This window comes from Pantoea pleuroti (assembly GCF_014156615.1).
Classification (GTDB): domain Bacteria; phylum Pseudomonadota; class Gammaproteobacteria; order Enterobacterales; family Enterobacteriaceae; genus Pantoea; species Pantoea agglomerans.
Genome location: NZ_SBFD01000007.1, coordinates 102,710 through 127,522, shown reverse-complemented (window position 1 = coordinate 127,522; position 24,813 = coordinate 102,710). Strand labels below are relative to the sequence as shown.

Annotated in this window: 23 protein-coding genes and 1 tRNA gene (1 of these 24 running past the window's edge); 13 read left to right on the top strand and 11 right to left on the bottom strand. The window is 55.7% G+C overall.

Features of this window, described 5'->3' with window-relative positions; translation table 11 throughout:
• The 4 genes from EPG66_RS22885 to EPG66_RS16835 form a co-directional block, all read right to left on the bottom strand.
• Positions 1-61 (bottom strand) — tRNA-Pro (locus tag EPG66_RS22885); it reaches 150 nt to the left of the window's first position.
• A 125-nt stretch (positions 62-186) separates the two neighbouring features.
• Positions 187-1,878, bottom strand: coding sequence for a kdo(2)-lipid A phosphoethanolamine 7''-transferase (gene eptB, locus EPG66_RS16845; RefSeq protein ID WP_064703249.1), 1,692 nt, complete (start codon positions 1,876-1,878; stop codon positions 187-189).
• Positions 1,879-2,199: 321 nt separating this feature from the next.
• Complete coding sequence (locus EPG66_RS16840) at positions 2,200-2,628, bottom strand: organic hydroperoxide resistance protein (RefSeq protein WP_010257431.1); 429 nt, start codon at positions 2,626-2,628, stop codon at positions 2,200-2,202.
• 95 nt (positions 2,629-2,723) lie between these two features.
• Positions 2,724-3,188: a MarR family winged helix-turn-helix transcriptional regulator gene (locus EPG66_RS16835; protein WP_064703248.1), complete on the bottom strand. Its 465-nt coding sequence runs from the start codon at positions 3,186-3,188 to the stop codon at positions 2,724-2,726.
• Positions 3,189-3,250: 62 nt separating this feature from the next.
• Between EPG66_RS16835 and EPG66_RS16830 the strand changes: the two genes are divergently transcribed.
• Entirely contained in the window at positions 3,251-3,844 is a 594-nt protein-coding gene (locus EPG66_RS16830; RefSeq protein ID WP_182687588.1) for an HD domain-containing protein, read from the top strand.
• Positions 3,845-3,885: 41 nt separating this feature from the next.
• On the opposite strand, the gene EPG66_RS16825 is transcribed toward EPG66_RS16830, so the two are convergent.
• Positions 3,886-4,182 carry an HTH-type transcriptional regulator gene (locus EPG66_RS16825; protein ID WP_010257438.1) on the bottom strand — a complete coding sequence of 99 codons (297 nt, stop codon included), beginning with the start codon at positions 4,180-4,182 and terminating at the stop codon, positions 3,886-3,888.
• A gap of 733 nt (positions 4,183-4,915) precedes the next feature.
• Here EPG66_RS16825 and EPG66_RS16820 point away from each other — a divergent pair.
• The 6 genes from EPG66_RS16820 (at position 4,916) to EPG66_RS16795 (ending at position 12,156) form a co-directional block, all read left to right on the top strand.
• The gene (locus EPG66_RS16820) at positions 4,916-6,514 is read left to right on the top strand and encodes a gamma-glutamyltransferase family protein (RefSeq protein WP_182687586.1); all 1,599 of its coding nucleotides are present in this window, start codon (positions 4,916-4,918) and stop codon (positions 6,512-6,514) included.
• 237 nt (positions 6,515-6,751) lie between these two features.
• Positions 6,752-7,468: a DUF3053 domain-containing protein gene (locus tag EPG66_RS16815; RefSeq protein ID WP_010671639.1), complete on the top strand. Its 717-nt coding sequence runs from the start codon at positions 6,752-6,754 to the stop codon at positions 7,466-7,468.
• Positions 7,469-7,900: 432 nt separating this feature from the next.
• On the top strand, positions 7,901-9,835 hold the full coding sequence (locus EPG66_RS16810; protein ID WP_010671638.1) for a PTS mannitol transporter subunit IICBA: 1,935 nt from the start codon (positions 7,901-7,903) through the stop codon (positions 9,833-9,835).
• 96 nt (positions 9,836-9,931) lie between these two features.
• Positions 9,932-11,080 (top strand): mannitol-1-phosphate 5-dehydrogenase, encoded by a 1,149-nt coding sequence (mtlD, locus tag EPG66_RS16805; protein WP_115759079.1) that lies wholly within the window; start codon positions 9,932-9,934, stop codon positions 11,078-11,080.
• 64 nt (positions 11,081-11,144) lie between these two features.
• A complete protein-coding gene (mtlR, locus tag EPG66_RS16800; RefSeq protein WP_133248908.1) occupies positions 11,145-11,690 on the top strand; it encodes a mannitol operon repressor MtlR in 546 nt (181 codons plus the stop codon).
• A 103-nt stretch (positions 11,691-11,793) separates the two neighbouring features.
• Positions 11,794-12,156 carry a YibL family ribosome-associated protein gene (locus EPG66_RS16795; protein ID WP_003848030.1) on the top strand — a complete coding sequence of 121 codons (363 nt, stop codon included), beginning with the start codon at positions 11,794-11,796 and terminating at the stop codon, positions 12,154-12,156.
• A gap of 8 nt (positions 12,157-12,164) precedes the next feature.
• Here EPG66_RS16795 and EPG66_RS16790 read toward each other — a convergent pair whose 3' ends face one another.
• From EPG66_RS16790 to EPG66_RS16780, 3 genes are all read right to left on the bottom strand, one after another.
• Positions 12,165-13,133, bottom strand: coding sequence for a VirK/YbjX family protein (locus EPG66_RS16790; protein WP_031593514.1), 969 nt, complete (start codon positions 13,131-13,133; stop codon positions 12,165-12,167).
• A gap of 211 nt (positions 13,134-13,344) precedes the next feature.
• Positions 13,345-13,962: a superoxide dismutase [Mn] gene (gene sodA / locus EPG66_RS16785; RefSeq protein WP_008926407.1), complete on the bottom strand. Its 618-nt coding sequence runs from the start codon at positions 13,960-13,962 to the stop codon at positions 13,345-13,347.
• 282 nt (positions 13,963-14,244) lie between these two features.
• Complete coding sequence (locus tag EPG66_RS16780) at positions 14,245-15,585, bottom strand: aspartate aminotransferase family protein (RefSeq protein ID WP_052270948.1); 1,341 nt, start codon at positions 15,583-15,585, stop codon at positions 14,245-14,247.
• Positions 15,586-15,792: 207 nt separating this feature from the next.
• Between EPG66_RS16780 and EPG66_RS16775 the strand changes: the two genes are divergently transcribed.
• Positions 15,793-16,569, top strand: a complete 777-nt coding sequence (locus EPG66_RS16775) for a DeoR/GlpR family DNA-binding transcription regulator (protein ID WP_182687584.1) — start codon at positions 15,793-15,795, stop codon at positions 16,567-16,569.
• Here the strand turns inward: EPG66_RS16775 and fdhD are convergent.
• Complete coding sequence (gene fdhD, locus EPG66_RS16770; RefSeq protein WP_182687583.1) at positions 16,566-17,390, bottom strand: formate dehydrogenase accessory sulfurtransferase FdhD; 825 nt, start codon at positions 17,388-17,390, stop codon at positions 16,566-16,568. The two genes, EPG66_RS16775 and fdhD, sit on opposite strands and share 4 nt — an antisense overlap.
• A 404-nt stretch (positions 17,391-17,794) precedes the next feature.
• Here fdhD and fdnG point away from each other — a divergent pair, with 404 nt between their 5' ends.
• Genes fdnG through EPG66_RS16745 form a run of 5 tightly spaced genes read left to right on the top strand, consistent with a single transcriptional unit; the run spans position 17,795 to position 23,954 of the window.
• Positions 17,795-20,845: a formate dehydrogenase-N subunit alpha gene (fdnG, locus tag EPG66_RS16765; protein WP_182687581.1), complete on the top strand. Its 3,051-nt coding sequence runs from the start codon at positions 17,795-17,797 to the stop codon at positions 20,843-20,845.
• A 12-nt stretch (positions 20,846-20,857) separates the two neighbouring features.
• Complete coding sequence (gene fdxH / locus EPG66_RS16760; RefSeq protein ID WP_069025572.1) at positions 20,858-21,757, top strand: formate dehydrogenase subunit beta; 900 nt, start codon at positions 20,858-20,860, stop codon at positions 21,755-21,757.
• Positions 21,757-22,398 carry a formate dehydrogenase cytochrome b556 subunit gene (gene fdoI / locus EPG66_RS16755; protein ID WP_010257478.1) on the top strand — a complete coding sequence of 214 codons (642 nt, stop codon included), beginning with the start codon at positions 21,757-21,759 and terminating at the stop codon, positions 22,396-22,398. Before fdxH ends, fdoI begins: the two co-directional genes overlap by 1 nt.
• On the top strand, positions 22,398-23,321 hold the full coding sequence (gene fdhE, locus EPG66_RS16750) for a formate dehydrogenase accessory protein FdhE (protein WP_010257482.1): 924 nt from the start codon (positions 22,398-22,400) through the stop codon (positions 23,319-23,321). The genes fdoI and fdhE overlap by 1 nt, the downstream gene beginning before the upstream one ends.
• Positions 23,322-23,342: 21 nt before the next feature.
• Positions 23,343-23,954: a glutathione S-transferase gene (locus EPG66_RS16745; protein WP_182687579.1), complete on the top strand. Its 612-nt coding sequence runs from the start codon at positions 23,343-23,345 to the stop codon at positions 23,952-23,954.
• 137 nt (positions 23,955-24,091) lie between these two features.
• On the opposite strand, the gene EPG66_RS16740 is transcribed toward EPG66_RS16745, so the two are convergent.
• Together EPG66_RS16740 and EPG66_RS16735 are read right to left on the bottom strand one after the other, a co-directional pair.
• A complete protein-coding gene (locus EPG66_RS16740; protein ID WP_182687577.1) occupies positions 24,092-24,391 on the bottom strand; it encodes a type II toxin-antitoxin system RelE/ParE family toxin in 300 nt (99 codons plus the stop codon).
• Positions 24,388-24,672 carry a damage-inducible protein J gene (locus tag EPG66_RS16735; protein WP_182687649.1) on the bottom strand — a complete coding sequence of 95 codons (285 nt, stop codon included), beginning with the start codon at positions 24,670-24,672 and terminating at the stop codon, positions 24,388-24,390. Before EPG66_RS16735 ends, EPG66_RS16740 begins: the two co-directional genes overlap by 4 nt.
• Positions 24,673-24,813 lie beyond the last annotated feature (141 nt).

Below are 24,813 nucleotides of genomic sequence, written 5' to 3'. Positions count from 1 at the left end.
ATTCGAACCTCCGACCCACTGGTCCCAAACCAGTTGCGCTACCAAGCTGCGCTACTCGCCGATGGGGGCGCATGTTACTGCTACCCCCGATCAGCGTCAACCGCTTTTTACGCTTTTGCCGCCAATCGCCTGGAAAGCATGCGGTTACCGGGAATCAGCCACCTGCTTTATCCTTTTCGACCACTATTACAGCGGTTTAGCCTGACCATTACCCGGTGCCTGACACCAGTTGTTGGCCGGGTTAATACCGCCATCTGGCGAGGTGTAACCCAGACAGCCCAGGATGGTATCGAACAGCTCAACGTGGCGATGGGTCCGGCCCACACGCTGCTGCGCCTGCAGACGCTCAAAGTTGCTGCGGTTCTGACTGTCTTCCAGATACTTATCTGACGCCCAGACTATCATCGGCACCCGGAACTGCTCAGGCGGAGCCATCTCACGCGGGGTGCCGTGCAGGTGCATATTCTCGCTGATCGACTCACCATGGTCGGCGGCATAGAAGACGATCGCCTTCTTATCTCGCAGCTGATCCAGCACGCTATCCAGCATGCTATCGACATACAGCACCGAGTTGTCATAAGCGTTGATCAACTGCGCTTTGCTGCAGGTCTCATCTACACCCATACACTCCGGCTGATATTTCGCGAAGCTGCGCGGATAACGCTGTGAATAGAGATAGTGCGAACCTTTCGTGTGCAACACAATCAGATGTTTACCTTTCGGGAAACGATCCAGTGACGCTTTCATCTCCGGTACCAGCAGCATGTCATCCACCGCTTTGCCCTGATTACGCTTCTCTGAACCAATCTGCTCACGGAAGGCAAAATTGTTGGCGTTGATGTTATCGTAGAACCAGACTTCGCTCTGCATCGCAAACAGCTCAGAGGTGAAGCCCAGCTCTTTCATCACCGCAAACACATTCTGCTCTTTCAGCGTGCGGCCCGGATTATCCATAGTGCCGCCTTCGCGCACGAACATGCAGCGCAGTGAAAGCTTAGTCGCGGTATCACAGGACTCGCCCCGGAACGCCACCAGGTTCTTCTCTTTCGACAGCTTTGGCGTAGTGTCACGCTCATAGCCCAGCATCCCCATGTGATCCCAGCGCGTGGTTTCGCCAATCACAAATACCACATAGGTGTCGTCCAGCCCGGCAGGCGCGACGTAGGTAAACTTCTTCGCCGGATCCAGCAGTTCCTGGCTGTTCAGCGACTCATCCACGCGGGTCCAGGCAAACAGGCCCACAGCCGCCAGCCAGTTCGAAGGAAGATAAGAGTGCGCCACCACACCGCCGTAACTCGGCAGATCGATGTTGGTGATCTCTTCGTTATGCTTCTGCAGCTTGTCGAAAAAACGAATCGGCAGCCAGACCAGCGCCACGCAGAGCAGCATGATCAGGGTGGGCTTGAGTCGCTGTCCCGGCGTACGCAGCTGTTCATTCAGCGTCATGCTCAGCTTATTGCGCCAGATCATCAGCAGTGGCAGCGCGCTGACCAGCACCATCCACAGGATGAAATGGTAACCAATCACCTCTTTAGAGAGATCGGTATCGGTCGTCATCACCGAAGCCACAATGCCGTAGCCAATCACCACGTTAAAAAACGCCATGTAATAGGCGGCGGCAACAGAAATCAGCACAATCAGCGTGGCCAGCACGCGATAAAACCACTTTCCTCCCAGCGACAGCAGACGCATCAGGAAGAAAGTCAGCACCACAATAGCCATCACCTCGGTGACGGCAGTCAGCCAGTTCGTTACCGTAGAGTGCCTGAGAAAACCGTCAAAACGACGATAGAAAATCGGTAAATTCAATAAGATACCGAGATAGAGCGCCAGCAAGAGCGATAACTTCTGCTGAGTCAGGGTTTTAATGTAATTCATGAAAAAAGGTGTTTCTCCGGTGTGAAGCGCTTGACCAAATCTTTTATGTGACTGCCGAAACGCGGCAGAGTTCGCTGAATAAGCGGACCGGACAAGATGAAGGAAAATTCTGAACGGATTTATAGGCTATAACGCGAGGTGGCTCAGTAAAACATGGGCGCGTTGGATAGACCAGAAAATAATCGTTGTCGACCTGATTAGCACATTTTTTGTACACAGCGAACAGGAACGGCCGGGTAGGCTGTTGCAGACAGCAGCAGGAGAGAGGAAGTGACAGAGGAAGAAAAGTGCGGGCCTGATAGTTTCAGGCCCGCAGCACGCTTAGCGAATAATGTTCAGCGTGACATCGATGTTGTTGCGGGTGGCGTTTGAGTAAGGACAAACAATGTGTGCCGCATCAACCAGCTTCTGCGCTTCTGCTTCATCCATCTCTGGCAGATGAATGTTCAGGGTCGCTTCAATGCCAAAACCATCAGGGATAGGGCCGATACCCACTTCACCTTCGATCCAGGCGTCTTTTGGCATGGTGATTTTGTCACGGCCCGCCACAAACTTCATTGCGCCCAGGAAGCAGGCAGAATAGCCCGCAGCAAACAGCTGCTCAGGGTTAGTCACTTCGCCGCCTGCACCGCCCATCTCTTTTGGCACGCCCAGTTTCACGTCCAGTACACCGTCAGAAGAGGTTGCACGACCATCACGACCACCGGTTGCTTTGGCTTTGGCGCGGTAAACCACTTGTTCTAAAGACATGACATTTCTCCGTTACGCTATTTAATCGCCCACTACTTATAAAGCTGTAATCAGGCGGTGAGGTTTAACGGGTGCCGCGCACCCGTCAGCAATATTTATCGTGACTGATTCAGGTTATCGCGCAACCCATCCAGCTGTAATTTCAGCGCCAGCAGGGCGTCATCATCACAGGCCGTGGCACACTTAACCGCTTCAGGAATGGCTTCAGCCCTGGTCCGTAACGCCTGGCCAGCTTCGGTCAGCGTCACTGCAACCTGTCGTTCATCCTGACGGGTTCGCTGCCGGTTAATCAGGCCTGCGCTTTCCAGCCGCTTCAATAGAGGTGTTAATGTTGCCGAGTCTAAAAAAAGCTGCTCGCCAATCTCTGACACCGTGACATCATCTTTCTGCCACAACACCAGCATGACCAGATATTGAGGATAGGTGATATCGAGCTGGCTCAGCAACTGACGATAGACTTTATTCATCGCCAGGTTGGCAGAATAAAGCGCAAAGCAGAGTTGCTGATCGACCAACAGTGGCATCGTTTTCACTTTTTTGTCATCTTGATCACAGTTCATGGTTAATAATATAGGTAGCGCGCTAGATAATTGCAAGCAAACTTTTTGTCAGGGGGATAGGCATGCAGGATTCACTGGAAGAACAGGCGCGTCGCTTCGCCACCGAGGCACATGCCAGTGCCGGTCAGCGCCGCAAATATACCGATGAGCCTTATATTGTTCATCCGGCAGCGGTGGTGGAACTGGTGCGCAGCGTCAGCCATGACGACGCGTTGTTAGCGGCGGCCTGGCTGCACGATACCGTGGAAGATACCGCAACCACAAAGAGCGATATCGAAGCCCACTTTGGTACGCGCGTGGCAGGCCTGGTAGAGATGCTGACCAACAGCGCGCCCGCTGCGGCAAAAAACCGGACGGCCCGTAAACTGGCGCACTTCCGCCATACAGCCAGCGCCAGTCCGGAGGCACAAACCATCAAACTGGCTGACATCATTGATAACACCCGCGCGATTGTGCGTTTTGATCCCGACTTTGCGCGGGTCTACCTGGTTGAAAAGCAGATACAGATTGAGTTGCTGAAGCAGGGAGATGCGCAGTTATGGCAGCAGGCTTCAACGATTATTGAAAGCGGACTCGCACAGTTGCGGGAGCCGCCCTATAGCGTGCCGGAGAGCTGGTTTGCCAGGCAGGCGGCAAAATACAGTGAATTGCGCTAATAAAAAACCCGCCAGCGGCGGGTTCTTTTCGTGATATCAGTTTATTCAAGCAACTGCCGTCCCAGATAGGGATTGGCATGTAATAACTTCATCAATTTCTGCGCTGTCGCGGAAGGACGGGTACGCCGGGCTTCCCAGCTTTTCACGGAAGAAACGCTCACGCCCATTACTTTTGCAAACTCATCAACCTGCATGCCGGTCATTTCACGCAGACGCTGCGGCTCTGGCTGGGCGGGTTGCTGACGCTGAATAAGTAACTCGGCGGCGCGATCATCACGTGTCAAAACAATCTGCTCAAGGCTGCTGAGCAATTCAAACATCGGGTCTTTTAATTCCATAGAGAACTCCTTAAAAACTCGCTATGAAGCACGTGAAAGTAGAGAGGTACGAGCCTGAAGTCAGGACTCTGAAACCGGGCCTGTTTCAGGCTGGATCCCGCAAGGGTTTATTTTTGTTATGAGAGAAACCATTACGGGACACAGCCTGCGGTGCACTGCTTTAAAGATGTCAGGTCAATGCAACAAATGCCGGGAGACTAAGTATGGATAGAGACCTGACTATTTGCCGCGCAATTTATAATTATTTTTTTAACTATGGTTTGCCGGAAAAGTTCCAGCGCCTCTAACCCGCTGAGGCAGTTGAGTTTTTGGCCTTCAGTGTGGGCAAAAAAATCAAATGGTGTTTGCTATTTATGTGGATGCCATCAAGCTTTTTGCTGGCATATTCTCATTTCTGTGAGGCGATACACCTCTTCAGGTAGTGAGTGCAAAATATACGCCAATGGTTTACTTCCTGAACACATATATTCACTGTTCTTATTAAATTAAGAATAGTCCTGGTTGGGGCCTGAGGCCTGGCGCGCGGCGGCTCACAGTGCAGAGCGGGTAAATCTTTTATTCTTAACGGCGCTCTGTCGCCCGATTAATCAACAGTCATCTTAACGAAACGGCTGACGCCTCATGCCGGTGCAGTTACCCGGCAACCATCGACCTGATGCGCGCTAAAAGTGCAGCCCGTAATAACGCACTGACGACGGGCAAAACCTATACCTGACCTCTGTAAGGAAAAGCGATGCGTGAAACAGATTTTAACGTCGGATACCCTTCTCATCGTGTACCGATGATGGGTCGTAATGCCGTCGCAACCTCTCAACCGCTGGCGGCGCAGGCGGGTTTACGTATGCTGCAACAGGGTGGTAACGCCGTGGATGCGGCTATCGCTACCGCCATCGCCTTAACCGTGCTGGAGCCAACCGGAAACGGCATCGGCAGCGATGCGTTTGCCATTGTCTGGGATGGCAGCGAGTTGCATGGGTTAAACGCCTCAGGCCGAGCGCCAGCCGCCTGGCATCCCGAACGCTTTGCCGATTTTAGTGCAATGCCTGAAACCGGCTGGGAATCCGTCACTGTGCCGGGGGCCGTCTCGGCATGGGTCACACTGGCACAGCGCTTTGGCACCTTACCGCTGACCACCCTGGCACAACCGGCCATTGACTATGCGCGCGACGGCTTTCCGGTATCTCCGCTGATTGGTCAGCTGTGGCAGCGCGGCTATGACAAGCTGCGGGATCAACCTGGCTTTAGCGACTGCTTTGCGCCACAGAATCGTCCGCCGCGTGCTGGCGAGCTGTTCCGCAACCCGGCTCAGGCCCGTACCTTGCAGGAAATCGCTGAGACTCAGGGCGAAAGCTTTTACCGCGGCGCACTGGCGCAGAAGATGGCAGCCTTTGCCCGTGAGCATGGCGCGGCCCTGACGCTGGAGGATTTGAAAAACCATCGTGCCGACTGGGTTACCCTGCTGTCGCGTCCGTTTGCCGGAGGATCGGTGCAGGAGCTGCCGCCGAATGGTCAGGGCATTGCGACCTTAATTGCACTTGGCATTCTGGAAGAGTGGGAAATCAACCGCTATGCACCGGATTCGCCGCAGTGGCTGCATCTCTCCATCGAGGCGATGAAACTAGCGCTGGTTGATCTGGACCGTTATGTCACCGATGAAGATCACCTCGAATTTCCGGCGGAACACCTGCTCAGCAACGACTATATCCGCCAGCGGGCAGCGTTAATTGATCCTGACAAGGCGGGAGATTTCCGCTTTGGATCACCGCAGCAGAGCGGCACAGTGTATGTCGCCGCCGGTGATGCCAGCGGCATGATGGTCTCATTCATTCAGTCTAACTACATGGGATTTGGCTCCGGCGTGGTGGTACCCGATACCGGCATCAGCCTGCAGAACCGGGGCGCGGGCTTTTCACTCGATCCAGACCATCCCAACGTCGTGGCGGGCGATAAGCGGCCGTTTCATACCATTATCCCGGCCTTTGCGCGGGATCAGCAGGGCCAGCCGCTGATGGCATTTGGCGTGATGGGCGGCCCGATGCAGGCGCAGGGACACCTCCAGCTGGCGCTACGCATTATGCTGCACCGCCAGAATCCGCAGGCCGCGATTGATGCGCCGCGCTGGCGGGTGGTGCAGGGACGCGAAGTCGTGTTTGAATCAACCCTCGATCGCAATATCCTGAGCACACTGCGCCGTATGGGTCACAACGTGGTACTGGAAGATCCCCTGAGTAATTACAATTTTGGTGGCGCGCAGGCGATAGTGCGCGATCCGCAGGGCTTCTACATTGCGGCCAGTGAGAGTCGCAAAGATGGTCAGGCGGTGGTGTTTTAAGGTTGCGGCAGTGAGCGTCAGGCTGCTCAGCCCCTCCTTCATCTCTGCGCGCTGAAGCCTGCGATGGCAGGGAACGCAGCACGCCGTGAGGCGCAGGCGCTCCCATTCTGTAACCGGCGTTTCAGAAAGCATCTGTTTCACAGGTGGTTTCACGTTGTGCCGTGGCTCGGGTTTGTTCTATTCTTTAGGCCATTCCTACCTGGACATCTGACAGTATCACCGACAGGAGTTGACCCTATGGCTTCAGGACTTACACGCCTTATGGCACGCGGCGGCATTATGCTCGCTGGCGCGCTGATCGTGCTGCAACTCACCGCATGCGGTGATAAAGAAGGCGAGCAGCGCAAAGCATTTATCGATTTTCTCCAGAACACTGTGATGCGCAGCGGCGAGCATCTGCCCAGCCTCAGCGAAAACCAGAAGCAGAGCTTTGGCAACTTCGCCAGCGATTACGCCATTATGTATGGCTTCTCGCAGCAGGCGAACAAAGCGGTTGAACAGGGTATGCGTCCGGTGGTGGATGAGCTTTCTGCTATTCGCGTTCCGCAGGATTATCTCAGCCGTCGTGATTCCCTGCGTCAGGCGACCAGCGCACTGGTGATCGTCACCCAGCAGATTGAAAGCGCCAAAATGCAGGCGGATAGCAGCAAGGCGACCCTGAAGCAGCCGGATGACCTGAAAAAAGTCTACGACACCGCCTATAACAAAGTGGTGACGGTGCCCGCTAATCAGCTGATTCCTCTGCTGCCAAAACTCCAGGCGCTGAGCCAGGGTGCAGTGCAGACCGGCGATTTCCTGCAAACGCAGGGAACCCGTGTCAGCTTCAATGATGGCGGCGTGCAGTTCCCGACTCAGGATCAGGCTTCGCAATATAACGCGCTGATGAGCACCTTATCCGCCAACTCGCAGGCGCTTCCTCAGGCACAGGCTGCCGTCCAGGGTGGTCTGCAGTAAACCCGCCTTACGGGCAGACGTTAATCGTCTGCCCGTTACACTCCCTTTTCTGCTCCCACCCGATCACCCGCAGAATGAAGTGTGATCTGGCGCATTTTCGACCAAAAATAGTTTGTGATCTAAGTCACAGATATATAACAAATCAACGTCAGGCAAGTGTGATTCACCTCACAGATAACCGGCCGCTCCGTCTAAAAATCAGCCAAAAGAGCCTGAACTGCGCTTTAAAGTGTGATCAAAATCACGCTAACCACCCCTGCCACCACCCTTAATTAGTGATGTAGATCACACTTACCCCGCACGCTACGCAGCGTCAAATTCGCGTGATAGAGTCCGCGTGCATACAGTAATACCACCGGCTTTGGGTCGGGGTGGCTAAACAAAAACAAGCGCGCTCTCCTATTGCAGCGCGTCTCAATAAGGGGTGGGTTTATGTCCTCATCAGTGAAGGTCAAAGTACAAAGCTTTGGTCGCTTTCTGAGTAATATGGTGATGCCAAACATCGGGGCGTTTATCGCCTGGGGTATCATCACCGCACTGTTTATTCCAACTGGCTGGATCCCTAACGAAACGCTGGCCAAACTGGTTGGCCCGATGATCACCTACCTGCTGCCACTGCTGATCGGTTTCACCGGTGGGCGTCTGGTCGGCGGCGATCGCGGCGGCGTGGTCGGTGCCATTACCACCATGGGTGTGATTGTCGGTGCTGATATGCCGATGTTCCTCGGCGCGATGATTGCCGGTCCGCTGGGCGGCTGGGCAATCAAGTCGTTTGACCGGGCGATTGACGGCAAGATCAAAAGCGGCTTCGAGATGCTGGTCAACAACTTCTCGGCCGGTATTATCGGGATGATACTGGCACTGCTGGCGTTCCTGGCGATCGGTCCGCTGGTAGAAGGTCTGTCACACATTCTCGCCGCGGGCGTGAATCTGATGGTGCAGAACAACCTGCTGCCACTGACCTCAATCTTCGTCGAACCCGCGAAAATCCTGTTCCTGAACAACGCCATTAACCACGGTATCTTCTCGCCGCTCGGTATCCAGCAGGCGAGTGAAGCCGGCAAATCCATTTTCTTCCTGATCGAAGCCAACCCGGGTCCGGGTATGGGTGTGCTGATGGCCTATATGTTCTTTGGTCGTGGCAGTGCTAAACAGTCTGCGGGCGGTGCGGCAATCATCCACTTCCTTGGCGGCATCCATGAGATCTACTTCCCGTATGTGCTAATGGCCCCTCGCCTGCTGCTGGCGGTTATCCTTGGCGGTATGACCGGCGTCTTCACGCTGACTGTGCTGAACGGTGGCCTGGTCTCTCCTGCCTCACCGGGTTCAATCCTGGCGGTGCTGGCAATGACGCCAAAAGGTGCCTACTTCGCGAACATCGCCGCTATCGCTGCGGCCTTCGCTGTCTCCTTCGTGGTGTCCGCTATCCTGCTGAAAACCAGCAAAGTCAAAGAAGATGACGATATCGAAGCCGCGACCCAGCGCATGCATGAGATGAAAGCGCAGTCTAAAGGCCAGAGCGGCGCGGGTGCCCCAGTCGCCAGCGATGCCATGAGCGTTGAACTGCATCACGTGCGTAAAATCATCGTCGCCTGTGATGCCGGTATGGGTTCCAGCGCGATGGGTGCAGGCGTACTGCGTAAGAAAGTGCAGGACGCCGGGCTGAGCAATGTGTCGGTGACCAATACCGCGATCAACGCCCTGCCGGGTGATGTCGATCTGGTGATTACCCACCGTGACCTGACTGAGCGCGCCATTCGTCAGGCTCCGCATGCGCAGCATATCTCGCTGAACAACTTCCTCGACAGCGCGCTCTACAGCACCCTGACCGAGCGTCTGGTGGCGGCTAACCGCAGCGACGTGCATCGTCAAACGGTGAATACCGCACTCTCTGACAGCTACGATGAAGGCAACGCACATCTGTTTAAACTGGGTGCGGATAACGTCTTCCTCGGCCTGACCGCCAGTAACAAAGAGCAGGCGATTCGCTTTGCGGGCGAACAGCTGGTGAAAGGCGGTTACGTTGAGCCTGAATACGTTGAGGCGATGCTGGCGCGTGAAAAACTGACGCCGACCTATCTCGGTGAGTCGATTGCCGTGCCGCACGGTACGGTCGAAGCGAAAGATCGCGTGCTGAAAACCGGCGTGGTGTTCTGTCAGTATCCGGCAGGCGTCCTGTTCGGTGAAGAGCCGGAGGATGTGGCGCGCCTGGTGATTGGTATTGCTGCCCGTAACAACGAGCACATCCAGGTGATCACCAGCCTGACCAATGCGCTGGATGATGACAGCGTGATTGAGAAGCTGGCGAACACCACCAGCGTGCAGGAAGTGCTGGATCTGCTGTCAGGTAAGCCTGCAATCGCGTAATTTATAGCAATTATTTTCCCTGGGGCGGTCATGCCCGTCCCGATTTCCTGGGGCGGGTTTGCCCGCCCCATCGTCATTTGATATGGGTCAAAAATTATGAAAGCGTTACATTTCGGAGCAGGAAACATTGGTCGCGGCTTTATCGGCAAGTTACTGGCTGATGCAGGTATCGAACTGGTTTTTGCTGATGTGAATCAGACGGTGCTGGATGCACTGAACGCGCGTCATGAGTATCCCGTTCATGTGGTTGGCGAGCAGGCCAAAACAGAAACCGTTAAAGGCGTCAGCGCGGTAAACAGCACCAGCGATGAGATCATCAACCTGGTTTCTGAAGTCGATCTCGTTACCACCGCCGTGGGCCCGCAGATTCTGGAGCGTATTGCCGGCAGTGTGGCTAAAGGGCTGGCAAAACGCAGTGACAACGGCAATACCCGCCCGCTAAATATTATCGCCTGTGAGAATATGGTGCGCGGCACCAGCCAGCTGAAGCAGCATGTGCTGAAGGCGCTGCCGGAGCAGTATCACGCCTGGCTGGAGCAGCATGTCGGCTTTGTGGATTCCGCTGTCGATCGCATCGTGCCACCATCTGAAGCGGGCAGCACCGATCCGCTGGAAGTGACCGTGGAAACCTTCAGCGAATGGATCGTCGATAAAACTCAGTTTAAAGGCGACCTGCCTGCGATTCCGGGTATGGAACTGACCGATAACCTGATGGCATTTGTTGAGCGTAAACTCTTCACACTGAACACCGGTCACGCGATTACCGCTTATCTTGGCCAGCTGGCCGGTCACCAGACCATTCGTGACGCCATCCTCGATGAAAAAATCCGGGCCGTGGTAAAAGGGGCGATGGAAGAGAGCGGCGCGGTGCTGATTAAGCGCTACGGTTTTGAGGCGGATAAACATGCGGCCTACATCCAGAAAATTCTTGGCCGTTTTGAAAACCCCTATCTGAAAGATGATGTTGAGCGTGTGGGTCGTCAGCCGCTGCGTAAACTCAGCGCGGGCGATCGCTTGATCAAGCCGACGCTGGGCACGCTGGAGTATGGTTTACCGCACGCCAGCCTGGTGCAGGGCATTGCCGCCGCGATGCACTATCGCAGCGACCAGGACCCACAGGCGCAGGAGCTGGCCACGCTGCTGGCAGAAAAAGGCCCACAGGCGACGCTGGCTGAGGTTTCAGGTCTGGATGCTGACAGCGAAGTGGTAGCTTCTGTGGTGAGCGCCTGGCACGCTATGGCATAATGCGCGCGTGTTAGTGACGCAAGCCGGGCGCAATTCGCCTGCGCCCAACGGCGGTATTGAACCCATGCAGGCAATAATGGAAGAGAAGCAGGCTTTTGAAAACCGGGTGCTTGAGCGCCTGAACGCCGGTCGTTCGGTGAGAAGCTTTCTGATCGCCGCCGTTGAGCTATTGGCTGAAGCCGTCAATCTGCTGGTGCTGCAGGTCTTCCGCAAAGATGACTACGCGGTGAAATATGCCGTAGAACCACTGCTGCTGGGGAACGGTCCTTTAGGCGAACTCTCGGTTCGTCTGAAGCTGATTTACGGTCTTGGCGTTATCAGCCGGCACGAATATGAAGATGGTGAACTGCTGCTGGCGCTGCGCGAAGAGCTGAATCACGACAGCGGTGATTATCGTTTTACCGACGATGAGATCCTTGGCCCGTTTGGTGAACTGCACTGCGTCACCGCCTGGCCGCCCGCGCCGGTGTTTCACACCGAAGATGCAGAGCTGCGCAGCATGCAGCAGCAGCGCTATCTGCAGATGGTGCGATCCACCATGGTCCTGTCGCTAACCGAGCTGATCGCCCGCATCAGTATGAAGCAGGCGTTTAAAAAGTCCGGCAGCTAATCCTGTCAGGCGCCATCACGGCGCCTTTTTCGTCTTAACCTGAGCGGGAATATGCGCCAGATTTGGTGTATCCTTTGCCTGTTTTCCTCAACGAGTTGTTGTCATGAAAGAGCAAGAAAAGAACGAAATCAAACTTCTCAGCGATAAGCTGGACGCATTGAACCGCAAAGAGCCGCAGTTACTGGAGTCGGGTGATGTCGAGAAACTGGGCGCGTTGCTGAAAGAGAAAGAAGCGCTGGTCATTGAGATTGAGCGTCTGCGCGGTCAGCGGGTTGAAAAACTCAGTGCCGAGGCGCAGAAGCTGCAAAAAATGGGCTTCAGCCGCGAAATTACCAAGAAAGAGCAGGCAAATCTGGGCGCGCTGAAGAAAAGCGTGCGCGGCCTGGTCGTGGTGCATCCAATGACCGCGCTGGGACGTGAGATGGGGCTGACAGCAATGACCGGCTTCGCCAAAACCGCATTCTGACGGGTCGATCAGGCAGCAGCCTGATCGACATCGGCTTTGCGTTCGCCGGCGGCGGCATAGACCTGCTCCGCCAGCGCATCCAGCAATTCATAGCGGCGACGATACTCAGCCCGCTTCTTACTGGCAATTTCCTCCAGCGTTTTGCGCGGCAGGCTCAGCGGCAGGATAAACATCCCATCCCTGCGCGCCTCGCCACTCAGCGACAGCCAGAACTCACTGTAGCTGGCAAAGAACTTATCTCCTTTGCTGTGGCGGTAACGCAGGCTGCGGAAGACATGAGTCTCATCGCCTACCGCCAGAATATTCTCCACACCGCACTGCTTCGCCACAATAAATACCGCTTCCATTAACAGGCGTTTCGGAAAGAGACCCTGCGCCGCCTTGGTCGCCTCGCGGATCACCTCATTATTGATATGTTTCCGCGGACCCTGTAATCCGCCAATTAATAATGTGCGCTGGTTATTTTCATTGAGAATTGAAAATGAAAGTGAAGCAATAATTTCGTCGTTATAACGTAATACCAGCGTCACTTCCCCTTCCCGATCGAAATAACCGGAACTGCAGGAAAGTAAAAAGGTTTCGCCATTTTTACCGGTCAGCGTAGCCAGCGGATTATCCGTGGCGCTTTGCAGCAGCTGACGCAGCGCAGGGTTCTCCAGATTATTCATCAGGCTGTAATGATCAAGTATCGCCTGCGCGCGCGCAGCAATGCTCAACCCTGAGCGCAGATAGGGCCGGTGCAGCTTGGCTGGCAGCAATCCCTGCGTACTCATCAACAGAGGGAGTTGCGGTAAATGCGACAGCTCATCCAGATAACGCAGCGTAGTCAGCGGCGATATTAAGGTTCTTAACACAAATTTCAGCCGGAAACGTTTACTTATCCAGAGTTTATTTGGAACGTATTTTCCGCTAATTAACTGAAAAAAAAGCGATGCAGAAGAATCGGTCGTGGTTTCGTGAGTAGTTATAATTGACATAATCATCGACACACAGTGAGCAGGAATGTCACTGAGCATAAGACAACGAGTATCAACGGCGTGTTAATGTGGCAGAAGGTTAAAAGCGCGGCGGTTAAAAAGCGAGATCCGTTTATTTTTGGTTTAATCTGGGACAACAAAGTTTAAAGATAAAAAAACCGGCGAAATAAATTCCACCGGTTTATCGTTATCACGTTAACACTGGGTTAACTTACTGGGCAGCTGCGAAGCGGGCTGCTGCTTCGTCCCAGTTGACCACGTTCCAGAATGCTTTGATGTAATCAGGACGTTTGTTCTGATACTTCAGGTAGTAGGCGTGTTCCCACACGTCCAGACCGATGATTGGGAAGCCAGAAACGCCAGCAACCGCTTCACCCATCAGCGGGTTGTCCTGGTTTGCGGTAGATACCACAGCCAGTTTGTCGCCTTTTTTAACCAGCCACGCCCAGCCTGAGCCGAAACGGGTCGCAGCCGCTTTCTCGAACTCTTCCTGGAATTTTTCCACGCTACCGAAATCTTTCTCGATAGCCGCTTTCAGGTCGCCCTGCAGCGTGGTGCCGGTTTTCAGGCCTTTCCAGAACAGGCTATGGTTAGCGTGGCCGCCTGCGTTGTTACGCAGTGGGCCTTTTTTGTCTGCTGGCAGCTGATCCAGTTTGGTGATCAGCTCTTCTACCGGCAGATTGGCAAATTCAGTGCCTTCCAGCGCCGCGTTAGCGTTGTTCACGTAGGTCTGGTGATGTTTGGTGTGATGGATTTCCATCGTCTGCTTGTCGAAATGCGGTTCCAGTGCGTCGTATGCGTAAGGCAGGGATGGCAGTGAATAACTCATGTTCTTCCTCTCCATTTAGTTTGAGCAGCACGACGAATTCGGGACGTGCCGCGTAAGCAGTCGAATCATTATAGTTAAATTCATGTAGCGTAAAAGGGTAATCAATGCCCTATTAACCATAAGGATTTGAGAAATCTGGCAAAAGCAACCTGTTGTTTTTACAGCTTGCTGCTGCTGACTCCGCCTTTTCAGCTTTATCAGACAGGGAGAGCGAAGCACTCTGCCAGCACCACCAGCAGGCACTCATCTCGCCCGAACGCCGCATCTGCCCTGCCCTGCGCGTTACCTGCCGAGTTCGCGCAGCCCACTGTCGAGCGCGCCGACCAGCCAGTCGATATCACCTTCCTGGAACGCCAGTGGCGGACGCAGTTTCAGCACATTCCCATACGGGCCGGCGACCGAGGTCAGCACGCGATGTTCACGCAGCTTCTCGATTAAATCCAGCGCCAGCGTTTTGTCCGGCGTTTTGCTGTGACGATCGGTGACCAGCTCAAAACCGATAAACAGTCCGGCACCGCGCACATCCCCCACGCACTCATAGCGATCCATCAGGGTTCGCAACTCCGCCAGCAGCTTCGCGCCGACCACGCGGCTGTGTTCCTGTAACCCCTCTTCGGTGATCACTTTCAGTACCGCCTGCGCCGCCGCCATCGCGACCGGATTACCACCAAAGGTATTGAAGTAGGGAATTGAGTCGCTGAAGGCGGCCAGCACTTCACTTTTTGCCAGCAGGCCGGAAACCGGAATGCCGTTGCCCATTGGCTTGCCGGTGGTAATGATGTCAGGCACCACATCGTGGCGGCCAAAGCCCCAGAACGCGTCGCCGGTACGGCCAAAACCAGGCTGCACTTCATCAGCAATAAAGATGCCGCCGTTGGCATGCACCACCTCGACCGCTTTTTTCAGGAAGCCGCGCGGATCGGGCAACACGCCGTCCGAGGAGAAGATTGAGTCCGCCAGGAAACCGGCAAATTTAATGCCGTGCGCCGCCATATCATCAATCTGCTGCTGAATCTGGTCAGCGAACCAGTCGCCCAGGTCAGGCGCATCCACACGATACGCATCCGGTGGCATCACCAGCCGCGTGGTGGGCGCAAGCGGCTGGCCACTGCCCAACGCCGGAGAAGCGCCGGATGTCAGCTCACTGGTGCCGTGATAGGCCTCTTTACTGACAATAATCCCGCTGCCGCCGCTAAAGGCGCGCGCCACGCGAATCGCCAGGTCGTTAGCTTCCGATCCGGTGCACATATACATCGCGCGATCGATCGCCGTGGGCGTAGTCGCCAGCAGCGCTTCACTGTAGTCCAGAATATTTTCATGCAGATAACGGGTGTGGGTGTTCAGCATTTTCATCTGCTGCGTCACCGCCTCAGTCACGGCCGGATGGCAATGACCGATGCTCGCCACGTTATTGTAGACGTCGAGATATTTATCGCCCGCCGCATCCCACAGATATTGCCCCTCACCCCGCACCAGATGCACCGGTTTGCGATAGAACAGGCGATAAGATTCGCCAAGCACTTTGCTGCGTTTATCGGTCAGTTTGCGCGTCTCGCTGTCGAGCGCATCGGCATGTTCGGCGCGGAAACTGTTGGTATCCATAATAGTGGAACGCGTGGCCATAATGACTCCCGTTACAAGGATGAAGGAGGAAGAGCTGACGCCTTTATCATGCCTGCCTGAATCTAAAATGCAACCAAATACACAAATACAATAAAATACACATGACGCAGGCAGATCGCCGCGCTAAGCTTGCTCTCTGATTCAGACGGAATCTTTCGCTTCACAGGCGTATCATCCGTGCTCTTCGCGCTTTATAAGGAAACCTTTATGCTGCAGGAAACGCGCCTTCATCGCATCCGTGCCTTACTGACCCGGCTTAACCAGGTGAGTACCGAGCGCATTATCAGGGAGCTGGGGGTCTCACGCGAAACCGCGCGCCGCGATATCATTGAGCTGGAAGCCCTGGGTCTGGCACGCCGCGTTCACGGCGGGCTGGTGGCGATTGAAACGCGGACTGAACCGCCGCTGACGGAACGCCGCAGTAATCAGGCCCGGGAGAAGCGCGCCATCGCCCGCGCCGCTGCGCAGTTGCTGCAGCCCGGACAGACGCTGTTTCTGGATGCGGGCAGCACCACCACGCTGCTGGCAGAGGAGTTGCACGCCCTTTCCGGCCTGACGATTGTGACCAACAGCCTGCAGGCCGCGCTGGCGCTGAGCGCCGGAGAAGAAGATCAGCCGCTGAATAATCAGATTATTTTGCTGGGCGGGACGATGTCGGCGGGCGCACAACAGACGCGCGGCGAAATTACCGTGGGTGAGATTATCCGCTACCGCGCCGATGTGGCGCTGCTGTCGCCGGTCGGCATTGAGGCGGGTTGTGGTGCCAGCAGTTTTCATCCGCACGAAGCGGCCATCGCCAGGGCGATGGTGCAGCAATCCACTTCCTGCTATCTGCTGGCCGATCACACTAAACTGGGCGTAGTCAGCCGCACGGTTTACGCGCCGTCACCGGCGATCAACCTGCTGATTACGGATAGTGGCGGCGACAACAGTGCCGCCCTTGAGGCGTTGCAGCAGACGCTGCCAGAGGTGATGGTGGTTTAACGCAGTCGCTGAGGATGGCTGTAAACCGTAGCGCGTCCAGGTTTACTGAATCCGACCAGCGTCAGATTGCAGCGCTCAGCCACCTCAACCGCCAGGCGGGTTGCTGCCGAGACTGCGAACAGGATCTCAACCCCGCACATGGCAGACTTCTGCACCATCTCATAGCTGGCACGGCTGGAGACCAGCACCGCGCCTGGCCCCCACTCAGCCTGGCTGCGATAGCCCAGCAGCTTATCCAGTGCCACATGGCGACCCACATCTTCACAGCCACCGGCCAGCTGACCATCGGGCTGGATCCACGCGGCGGCGTGGGTGCAGCCGGTTCTCTGTCCGACCGGCTGATACGCTTTCAGCTGGCCCAGCGCCCGATCCAGCTGATCCAGCGCAAAGGTCTGGGTAAACGGCAACGGAGAGAGCGGCTTGCCAATCTGGTCCAGCTGTTCAACACCGCATACGCCGCAACCAGTACGGCCTGCCAGCGCACGACGCTGCTCTTTCAGCGCCATAAAACGGCGGCTGGAAAGCTCAATCTGAACCTCAATGCCGTGACAGCCCGGCACGATGTCCATGCCGAAAATGTCACCTGGCGCGTCGATAATGCCCTCTGACAGCGAAAAACCCAGCGCAAACGCCTCCAGATCTTTAGGCGTGGTCATCATCACCACGTGAGAGATGCCGTTGTAAACCAGTGCCACCGGCACCTCGTCCGCCAGCCAGTCAGATTCTGCTGCGGTCAAATCGGCACGCTGCCATACCTGCGTTCTGCTGACGCCGGCCTGAATTGTTAAATCTTCGCCTGAGTCAGGCTGAATAGCTTTCAAAAATTACGACCTGTTGTTAATAAATAATGAAATGCGACAGTCAGTACGGCTGCACAGCGGCGATCAGACGCAGACTAATTTTGCCTTCTGGCCCGGTGCGGCGCAAATAAACAGCGGGGCAATTCATGCGGTTTTCTCATCGGAAAAGGCGCAGCCACGCCTGCTGGCGGGACGCATGCGAATAGGTATCTTTCAGGCTTTAACATCGGTAAGCATAAAACAACAGTAATTATCTGCCGCTACGGGAAATCTGCTTGCGCCGGGGATCCGTTGCCGAGGATTTTTAACAAAATTTAGAAAAAGAATTACTAATGACTAACCTGTTGACCCTGGTCAACTTACAGGCAGATAGGGCTGCTATTTTGCAAGGCTTCGCAATGGAGCCAATAAAGAAGAACGATAAAATGCAAATTAACAGACGGAGTTTTTTCAAAATCTGTGCTGGCGGGTTGGCGGGCACCAGCGCGGCGTTACTCGGTTTTGCCCCCACCACAGCCTTAGCCAGCGTCAGAGAGTTCAAACTCATACGCGCCAGAGAAACCCGTAATAACTGCACCTACTGCTCAGTCGGCTGCGGCATGCTGATTTACAGCCTGGGTGATGGAGCTAAAAATGCCCGCGCCTCGATTTACCATATTGAAGGCGACCCTGACCATCCGGTCAGTCGCGGATCGCTCTGCCCCAAAGGCGCGGGCGTGCTCGACTTTATTCACAGTGAACAGCGACTGAAATACCCGGAATACCGCGCGCCAGGCTCGGATAAATGGCAGCGCATCAGCTGGGATGAGGCATTTGACCGTATTGCCCGTCTGATGAAGCAGGATCGCGATGCCAATTTCCAGGCCACCAACGCCGCTGGCGTCACGGTAAACCGCTGGCCGACTACCGCCATGCTCTGCTCTTCCGCCGCCAGTAATGAAACCGGCCTGCTCGATCAGAAATTTGCCCGCTCGCTGGGTATTCTGGCGCTGGAAAACCAGGCGCGCCTGTGTCATGGCCCGACCGTGGCCGCGCTGGCCCCCAGCTTTGGTCGTGGTGCAATGACCAATAACTGGAACGACATCAAAAACGCCAATGTGGTGATGATCATGGGCGGCAACCCCGCCGAGGCGCATCCGGTTGGCTTTAAATGGGTGATTGAAGCCAAAACCCATAACAATGCGCAGGTCATCGTGGTCGATCCACGCTTTAACCGCTCTGCGGCGGTCGCCGATCTCTACGCGCCACTGCGTGCGGGCAGCGACGTGGTTTTCCTGATGGGGGTGATCAACTATCTGCTGCAACACAATCAGATTCAGCAGGAGTATGTTCGCGCCTTCACCAATGCCGCCCTGATTGTCAGCGAAGGCTTCAGCTTCAGCGACGGTTTGTTCAGCGGCTACGATGCTGAAACCCGTCAGTACGATCGTCAGAGCTGGCACTATGAGCTGGATGAAAACGGCCATGCGAAACGCGATGAGAGCTTCACTCACCCACGCTGCGTGCTGAACCTGCTGAAAACCCATGCCAGCCGTTACACTCCGGAAATGGTGACGCGCCTGTGCGGCACTTCGCAGGACGCCTTTATTACGGTGTGCGAGCAGCTCGCTTCCACCTGTGTGCCGAATCGCACCGCGACTATTCTCTATGCGCTGGGCTGGACTCACCACACCAACGGTTCGCAGATTATCCGCACGGCGGCAATGATTCAGCTGCTGCTGGGTAATATCGGTATGCCAGGCGGCGGTATTAACGCGCTGCGCGGCCACTCCAATGTGCAGGGCTATACCGATCTCGGCCTGCTGGCGCAGAGTCTGCCGGGCTATCTGCCACTGCCCTCAGAGAAGATGACCACCCTGGCAACCTACCTGCAGCAGGCCACGCCGGTTGCGACACTGCCGGATCAGGTCAACTACTGGCAGAACACCGACAAATTTTTCGTCAGCCTGATGAAGAGCTTCTACGGCGATAAAGCCACAGCGGAAAACCAGTGGGGCTACGACTGGCTGCCGAAGTGGGATAAGAGCTACGACTGCATGGCGCAGGCGGAGATGATGGAACAGGGCGCGCTGAACGGCTGTCTGATTCAGGGCTTCAACCTGCTGGCCGCCTTCCCGGACAAAAATAAAGCGGTCCGGGCACTGTCCCGCCTCAAATATATGGTGGTGATCGATCCGCTGCGCACTGAAACCGCCAGCTTCTGGCAGCATCACGACGAGTTTAATGACGTCGATCCGTCGACAATCCAGACCGAAGTGTTCCGTCTGCCCTCTTCCTGCTTCGCTGAAGAGTCGGGATCGGTGGCTAACTCGTCACGCTGGCTGCAGTGGCACTGGGCGGCCGCGGAGCCGCCCGCTGAAGCGCTGCACGACGGTAAAATTCTCGGCAATCTGTTCATGCGTCTGCGCGCGCTCTATCGCCTGGAAGGCGGTGCAGCCCCAGAGCCGCTGATGGCAATGCGCTGGGACTACCGCGATCCGTCTAATCCTGAGCCGGAAGAGGTGGCGCAGGAGAACAACGGTCAGGCGCTGGCCGACATTTACGATGCCAGCGGCAAGCTGTTGCTGAAAAAAGGCCAGCAGCTCAACGGCTTCTCAGAGCTGCGTAACGACGGCACCACCGCCAGCGCCTGCTGGATCTACAGCGGCAGCTGGACGCCGGAAGGCAACCAGATGGCACGACGCGACAACGCCGACCCATCGGGGCTGGGCGCGGTCTCCGGCTGGGCCTGGGCGTGGCCGGCTAACCGCCGCATTCTCTATAACCGCGCCTCCGCCGATGCGCAGGGTAAAGCCTGGGATCCGCAGCGCCGCCTGATTGAGTGGGATGGCACTCGCTGGCACGGCATCGACGTGCCGGATTATCCGGTAACGCTGTCGCCGCAGCAGCAGGCCGGTCCGTTTATCATGCAGCCCGATGGTCTTGGCCACCTGTTTGCGCTCGATAAGATGGCCGACGGCCCCTTCCCGGAACATTACGAACCGATGGAAAGCCCGCTCGCCGACAATCCTATGAATCCGCAGCAGCGTCATAGTCCGGTCGTTCGACTGTTCAGCAGCGACGCCGCGCAACTGGGCGAGGCCGCTGACTATCCCTGCGTCGCCACCACCTATTCCATCACCGAACTGTTCCGCCACTGGACCAAACATGCCCTGCTGAACGCGATTGCGCAGCCGGAGCAGTTTGTTGAAATCGGCACCGAACTGGCAGAGGAGAAAGGCATCAAGGCCGGAGACAGCGTCAAAGTCTCGTCGCGCCGTGGCTATATCAAAGCCAAAGCGGTGGTAACACGTCGTCTGCAGCGTCTGATGATTGACGGCAAGCCGGTTGATACCGTGGGTATTCCCTGTCACTGGGGCTTTGAAGGCACCACGCGTAAAGGCTTCCTCGCCAATACGCTGACGCCGTCGGTTGGCGATGCCAACTCGCAGACCCCGGAGTACAAGGGATTTTTAGTGAAAGTGGAAAAAGCGTAACGGTAGATGACAATGGCTTATCAATCACAAGATATTATCCGTCGCTCAGCGACCAACAGCTTTACCCCACCGCCACAGGCGCGCGATCACCAGCGTGAAGTCGCGAAGCTGATCGACGTCACCACCTGTATTGGCTGCAAAGGCTGTCAGGTCGCCTGCTCCGAATGGAACGACATCCGCGATGAAGTCGGTCATAACATCGGGATCTATGACAACCCTACCGATTTGACCGCCAAATCATGGACGGTGATGCGTTTCTCGGAAGTTGAAGAGAACGGCAAGCTGGCCTGGCTGATTCGCAAAGATGGCTGCATGCACTGCGCCGATCCCGGCTGCCTGAAAGCCTGTCCGTCGGCAGGTGCCATTATTCAGTACGCCAACGGCATCGTCGATTTTCAGTCTGAGCAGTGTATCGGCTGCGGCTACTGCATTGCGGGTTGCCCGTTCAACGTGCCCCGGCTCAATAAAGAGGATAACCGCGCCTACAAATGCACCCTGTGCGTGGATCGCGTCAGCGTCGGCCAGGAGCCTGCCTGTGTGAAGACCTGTCCGACCGGTGCCATTCATTTCGGCAGCAAAAGCGACATGCTGACGCTGGCGGAGGAACGTGTAGCGGAGCTGAAGTCGCGCGGCTTTGCGCAGGCTGGCCTCTACAACCCGGAAGGCGTGGGCGGCACCCATGTAATGTATGTGCTGCATCATGCCGACAAGCCTCAGCTCTATCACGGGCTGCCTGCTGACCCAGGCATCAGCCCGACGGTGACCTTCTGGAAGGGGATCTGGAAACCGCTGGCGGCGGTGGGTTTTGCCGCTACGTTCGCCGCCTCTATTTTTCACTATGTTGGCGTTGGCCCGAATCGCGTCACTGAAGAGCACGACGACAACGACGATCACCCTGAGGAGCGCAAATAATGAAAAAGCCCGATCATCTGGTGCGTTACCGCGCCCCCGAACGCATCAATCACTGGATTGTCGCGATTTGCTTTGTCATGGCCGCATTAAGTGGATTAGGGTTTTTCTTTCCGTCGTTCAACTGGCTGATGCAGATATTTGGCACACCACAGCTGGCGCGTATCCTGCATCCTTTTGTCGGTGTGGTGATGTTCGTTGCTTTTATGCTGATGTTTTTGCGTTACTGGAAACACAACCTGATTAATCGCGATGACCTTTACTGGGCCAGAAACATTCACCGGATTGCGCTGAATGAAGAAGTAGGTGATACCGGTAAATATAACTTTGGTCAGAAGTGTGTGTTCTGGGCTGCTATTATCAGCTTAGTGTTGCTGCTTGCCAGTGGCATCGTGATCTGGCGACCTTACTTTGCCGATGCCTTCGCCATTCCGCTGATTCGTCTGGCGTTGGTGGTACATTCGGTGTCAGCGGTGGCGCTGATCATCGTCATTATGGTGCACATTTATGCTGCGTTGTGGGTCAAAGGCACACTGACCGCGATGGTGGAAGGCTGGGTCAGCGCCGAATGGGCCAGGCAGCACCATCCTCGCTGGTATCGTGAGCAGCGTAATCCGCCAATAAAACAGGAAAAACGCCCCTGATGAGTATTCGCATAATCCCGCAAGATCAGCTGGAGAAAGGCGAAAAGACAACGGCGGAGATGATTCCGCCGTTACTTTTTCCACGGCTGAAAAATTTATACAGCCGTCGTGCTGCGCGACTGCGTGACCTGGCGGCGAAAAACCCACTCGGCGACTACCTGCGCTTTGCGGCGGTGATCGCTGAAGCGCAGGAGATTGTGCTGTATGACCATCCGCTGCACATCGACCTGCATGCCCGCCTGACGCAGAGCGCCAGCGAGGGCAAGCCGCCGCTGAATATTCATACCCTGCCGCGCGATCCCCACTGGCAAAGACTGCTGCATTCACTGATTGCCGAGCTGAAGCCGGAGATGAGCGGTCAGGCACTGGCGGTGCTGGAGAATCTGGAGAAGGCGTCCGCCACCGAGCTGGAGACGCTGGCCAGTGCGCTGTTTACCGGCGAGTATGCGCTGGTCAGCAGCGACAAAGCGCCCTTTATCTGGGCAGCACTCTCGCTCTACTGGGCGCAGATGGCGGCCCTGATCCCAGGCAAAGCCCGCGCTGAGATGGGCGATCAGCGCCAGTTCTGTCCGGTCTGCGCTAGTATGCCGGTCGCCAGCGTGGTGCATATGGGCAGTCATGAAGGCGCGCGCTATCTGCACTGTAATCTGTGCGAAAGTGAATGGCATGTGGTGCGCAGCAAATGTACCCAGTGCGAACAGTCCCGTGATCTGCACTACTGGTCAATCGACAGCGAACGGGCGGCGGTGAAAGCAGAGAGCTGTGGCGACTGCGGCACTTACCTGAAGATGCTCTATCAGGAGAAAGATCCGGCCATTGAACCGGTGGCAGATGACCTGGCATCGCTGATACTGGATGCCAGAATGGAGCAGGAAGGCTTCGCACGCAGCAGTCTCAATCCCTTTATGTTTCCTGGCGAATAGTCACTGACTCTGGAGAACCCGATGAAACTGATTGGCAGCTATACCAGCCCGTTTGTGCGTAAGATTTCGATTATCATGCTGGAAAAAGGCATTATTTTTGAATTCGTTAACGCATCGCCTTACAGCGATGACAGCCATGTGCCGCACTACAATCCGCTGGGCAAAGTCCCGGCGCTGGTCGCTGACGATAAGCAAATCTGGTTCGATTCCAGCATCATTGCGGAGTTTCTGGAACTGCGTGGCGTGGAGCCTGCTCTGCTGCCTGCCGATCTGCTTGAATCGCTTAACATCCGTCAGCTGGAGAAGCTGGCGGATGGCGTCAGCGATGCCGCGCTGGTGATCGTGCGCGAGCAGATGCGTCCGGGGGATTTGCAGTCGGAAGAGGTGCTGCTGCGCAATCGTGAAAAGATTCAGCGCAGCCTCGACATGCTGGAAGCGAAGGCGGCAGAGGGGAAATGGCTTAACAACGGCCAGCTCAATCTGGCGGATATCGCCACCGGTTGCATGATCGGCTACCTCAATTTCCGCCGCGTAGTGCCGAACTGGTGTGTTGAACGACCGGCGCTGGTGAAGCTGGCGGAAACGCTGTTTCAGCGCGAGAGCTTTGCGCGGACGACGCCGCCTGCGGCGTGATGGGTGCTGTGGCTGGCAGGTGACAAGGTTAACGAGATTCGGTTTTGGGGCTAATTGTCTAATCCAGCTCTGAAGCGTGCCGTTCTGTCTGACGACGTTCTTATGCCTGACAATCTGATGCTGGATGAACAGGCTAACTATCTTTGATAGCGGCCTGATATTTTCCGGGATGTATGAAGTACCCGCAGGATGCGAACGCCATCTGTTTCGGCAACATAGATGATGATGAACGGAAAGCGTGGCACCACCAGTTTATATTGTTTTTCTGTGCCGACTTTTGTTCCGGCCCGCGGGTTTTCGCTAAGCAGACTGGCCATACGGGTAAACTTATCGTCTGTTGCACTGGCTACCAGCAGGCCAGCCTCACGATACAGATAACGAAATATCGTCTCCCTGTCTGCCTGCGCCTGTTTTTCCCATTGAACGGCTGATATCACAACATTCCCCGCGCGGCCTGCGCTTTCAGTTCTTCCATGCGGGCATTCATTTCATCGTTACTGATGAACTCGCTATCACCGGCTTCATAACGACTGAATGCCGCCGTGATTTGCTCTTCCAGCCATGCATCATGTTGGCCATCCTGATATTGCCGCTCTTCAGCAGCCAGCTCTTCCGCTCGCTGACGCATAACCTCTGTCAGCGTCATCTTCTGGCGCTCTGCTGCCCGCATCGCCAGCCGTTTAACCTCCTCATCAATCCTGAAGTGGATAGTACTCATAACCTGACTCTCGCGTGGTGTCATTTGTGGTGTCATCATGCCTGTCATCCTTTTCCCTGTCATCATCATTTCACTCTTATGCGATGCCGGAAATCGCCATACCCATATAAACAAATGGCTGGCTGCAGATGCTGAAGAGAG

What these genes read in the sequence shown, in the direction of transcription:
- EPG66_RS16745 (WP_182687579.1), top strand. Translation starts at nt 23,343, where the DNA reads ATGAAACTGATTGGCAGCTATACCAGCCCGTTTGTGCGTAAGATTTCG.
- EPG66_RS16815 (WP_010671639.1), top strand. Translation starts at nt 6,752, where the DNA reads ATGGCTTCAGGACTTACACGCCTTATGGCACGCGGCGGCATTATGCTC.
- EPG66_RS16820 (WP_182687586.1), top strand. Translation starts at nt 4,916, where the DNA reads ATGCGTGAAACAGATTTTAACGTCGGATACCCTTCTCATCGTGTACCG.
- EPG66_RS16775 (WP_182687584.1), top strand. Translation starts at nt 15,793, where the DNA reads ATGCTGCAGGAAACGCGCCTTCATCGCATCCGTGCCTTACTGACCCGG.
- EPG66_RS16825 (WP_010257438.1), bottom strand. Translation starts at nt 4,182, where the DNA reads ATGGAATTAAAAGACCCGATGTTTGAATTGCTCAGCAGCCTTGAGCAG.
- EPG66_RS16835 (WP_064703248.1), bottom strand. Translation starts at nt 3,188, where the DNA reads ATGAACTGTGATCAAGATGACAAAAAAGTGAAAACGATGCCACTGTTG.
- mtlR (WP_133248908.1), top strand. Translation starts at nt 11,145, where the DNA reads ATGCAGGCAATAATGGAAGAGAAGCAGGCTTTTGAAAACCGGGTGCTT.
- sodA (WP_008926407.1), bottom strand. Translation starts at nt 13,962, where the DNA reads ATGAGTTATTCACTGCCATCCCTGCCTTACGCATACGACGCACTGGAA.
- mtlD (WP_115759079.1), top strand. Translation starts at nt 9,932, where the DNA reads ATGAAAGCGTTACATTTCGGAGCAGGAAACATTGGTCGCGGCTTTATC.
- fdoI (WP_010257478.1), top strand. Translation starts at nt 21,757, where the DNA reads ATGAAAAAGCCCGATCATCTGGTGCGTTACCGCGCCCCCGAACGCATC.
- EPG66_RS16790 (WP_031593514.1), bottom strand. Translation starts at nt 13,133, where the DNA reads ATGTCAATTATAACTACTCACGAAACCACGACCGATTCTTCTGCATCG.
- EPG66_RS16735 (WP_182687649.1), bottom strand. Translation starts at nt 24,672, where the DNA reads ATGAGTACTATCCACTTCAGGATTGATGAGGAGGTTAAACGGCTGGCG.
- EPG66_RS16840 (WP_010257431.1), bottom strand. Translation starts at nt 2,628, where the DNA reads ATGTCTTTAGAACAAGTGGTTTACCGCGCCAAAGCCAAAGCAACCGGT.
- EPG66_RS16810 (WP_010671638.1), top strand. Translation starts at nt 7,901, where the DNA reads ATGTCCTCATCAGTGAAGGTCAAAGTACAAAGCTTTGGTCGCTTTCTG.
- eptB (WP_064703249.1), bottom strand. Translation starts at nt 1,878, where the DNA reads ATGAATTACATTAAAACCCTGACTCAGCAGAAGTTATCGCTCTTGCTG.
- fdxH (WP_069025572.1), top strand. Translation starts at nt 20,858, where the DNA reads ATGGCTTATCAATCACAAGATATTATCCGTCGCTCAGCGACCAACAGC.
- EPG66_RS16795 (WP_003848030.1), top strand. Translation starts at nt 11,794, where the DNA reads ATGAAAGAGCAAGAAAAGAACGAAATCAAACTTCTCAGCGATAAGCTG.
- EPG66_RS16830 (WP_182687588.1), top strand. Translation starts at nt 3,251, where the DNA reads ATGCAGGATTCACTGGAAGAACAGGCGCGTCGCTTCGCCACCGAGGCA.
- EPG66_RS16780 (WP_052270948.1), bottom strand. Translation starts at nt 15,585, where the DNA reads ATGGCCACGCGTTCCACTATTATGGATACCAACAGTTTCCGCGCCGAA.
- fdhE (WP_010257482.1), top strand. Translation starts at nt 22,398, where the DNA reads ATGAGTATTCGCATAATCCCGCAAGATCAGCTGGAGAAAGGCGAAAAG.
- fdnG (WP_182687581.1), top strand. Translation starts at nt 17,795, where the DNA reads ATGCAAATTAACAGACGGAGTTTTTTCAAAATCTGTGCTGGCGGGTTG.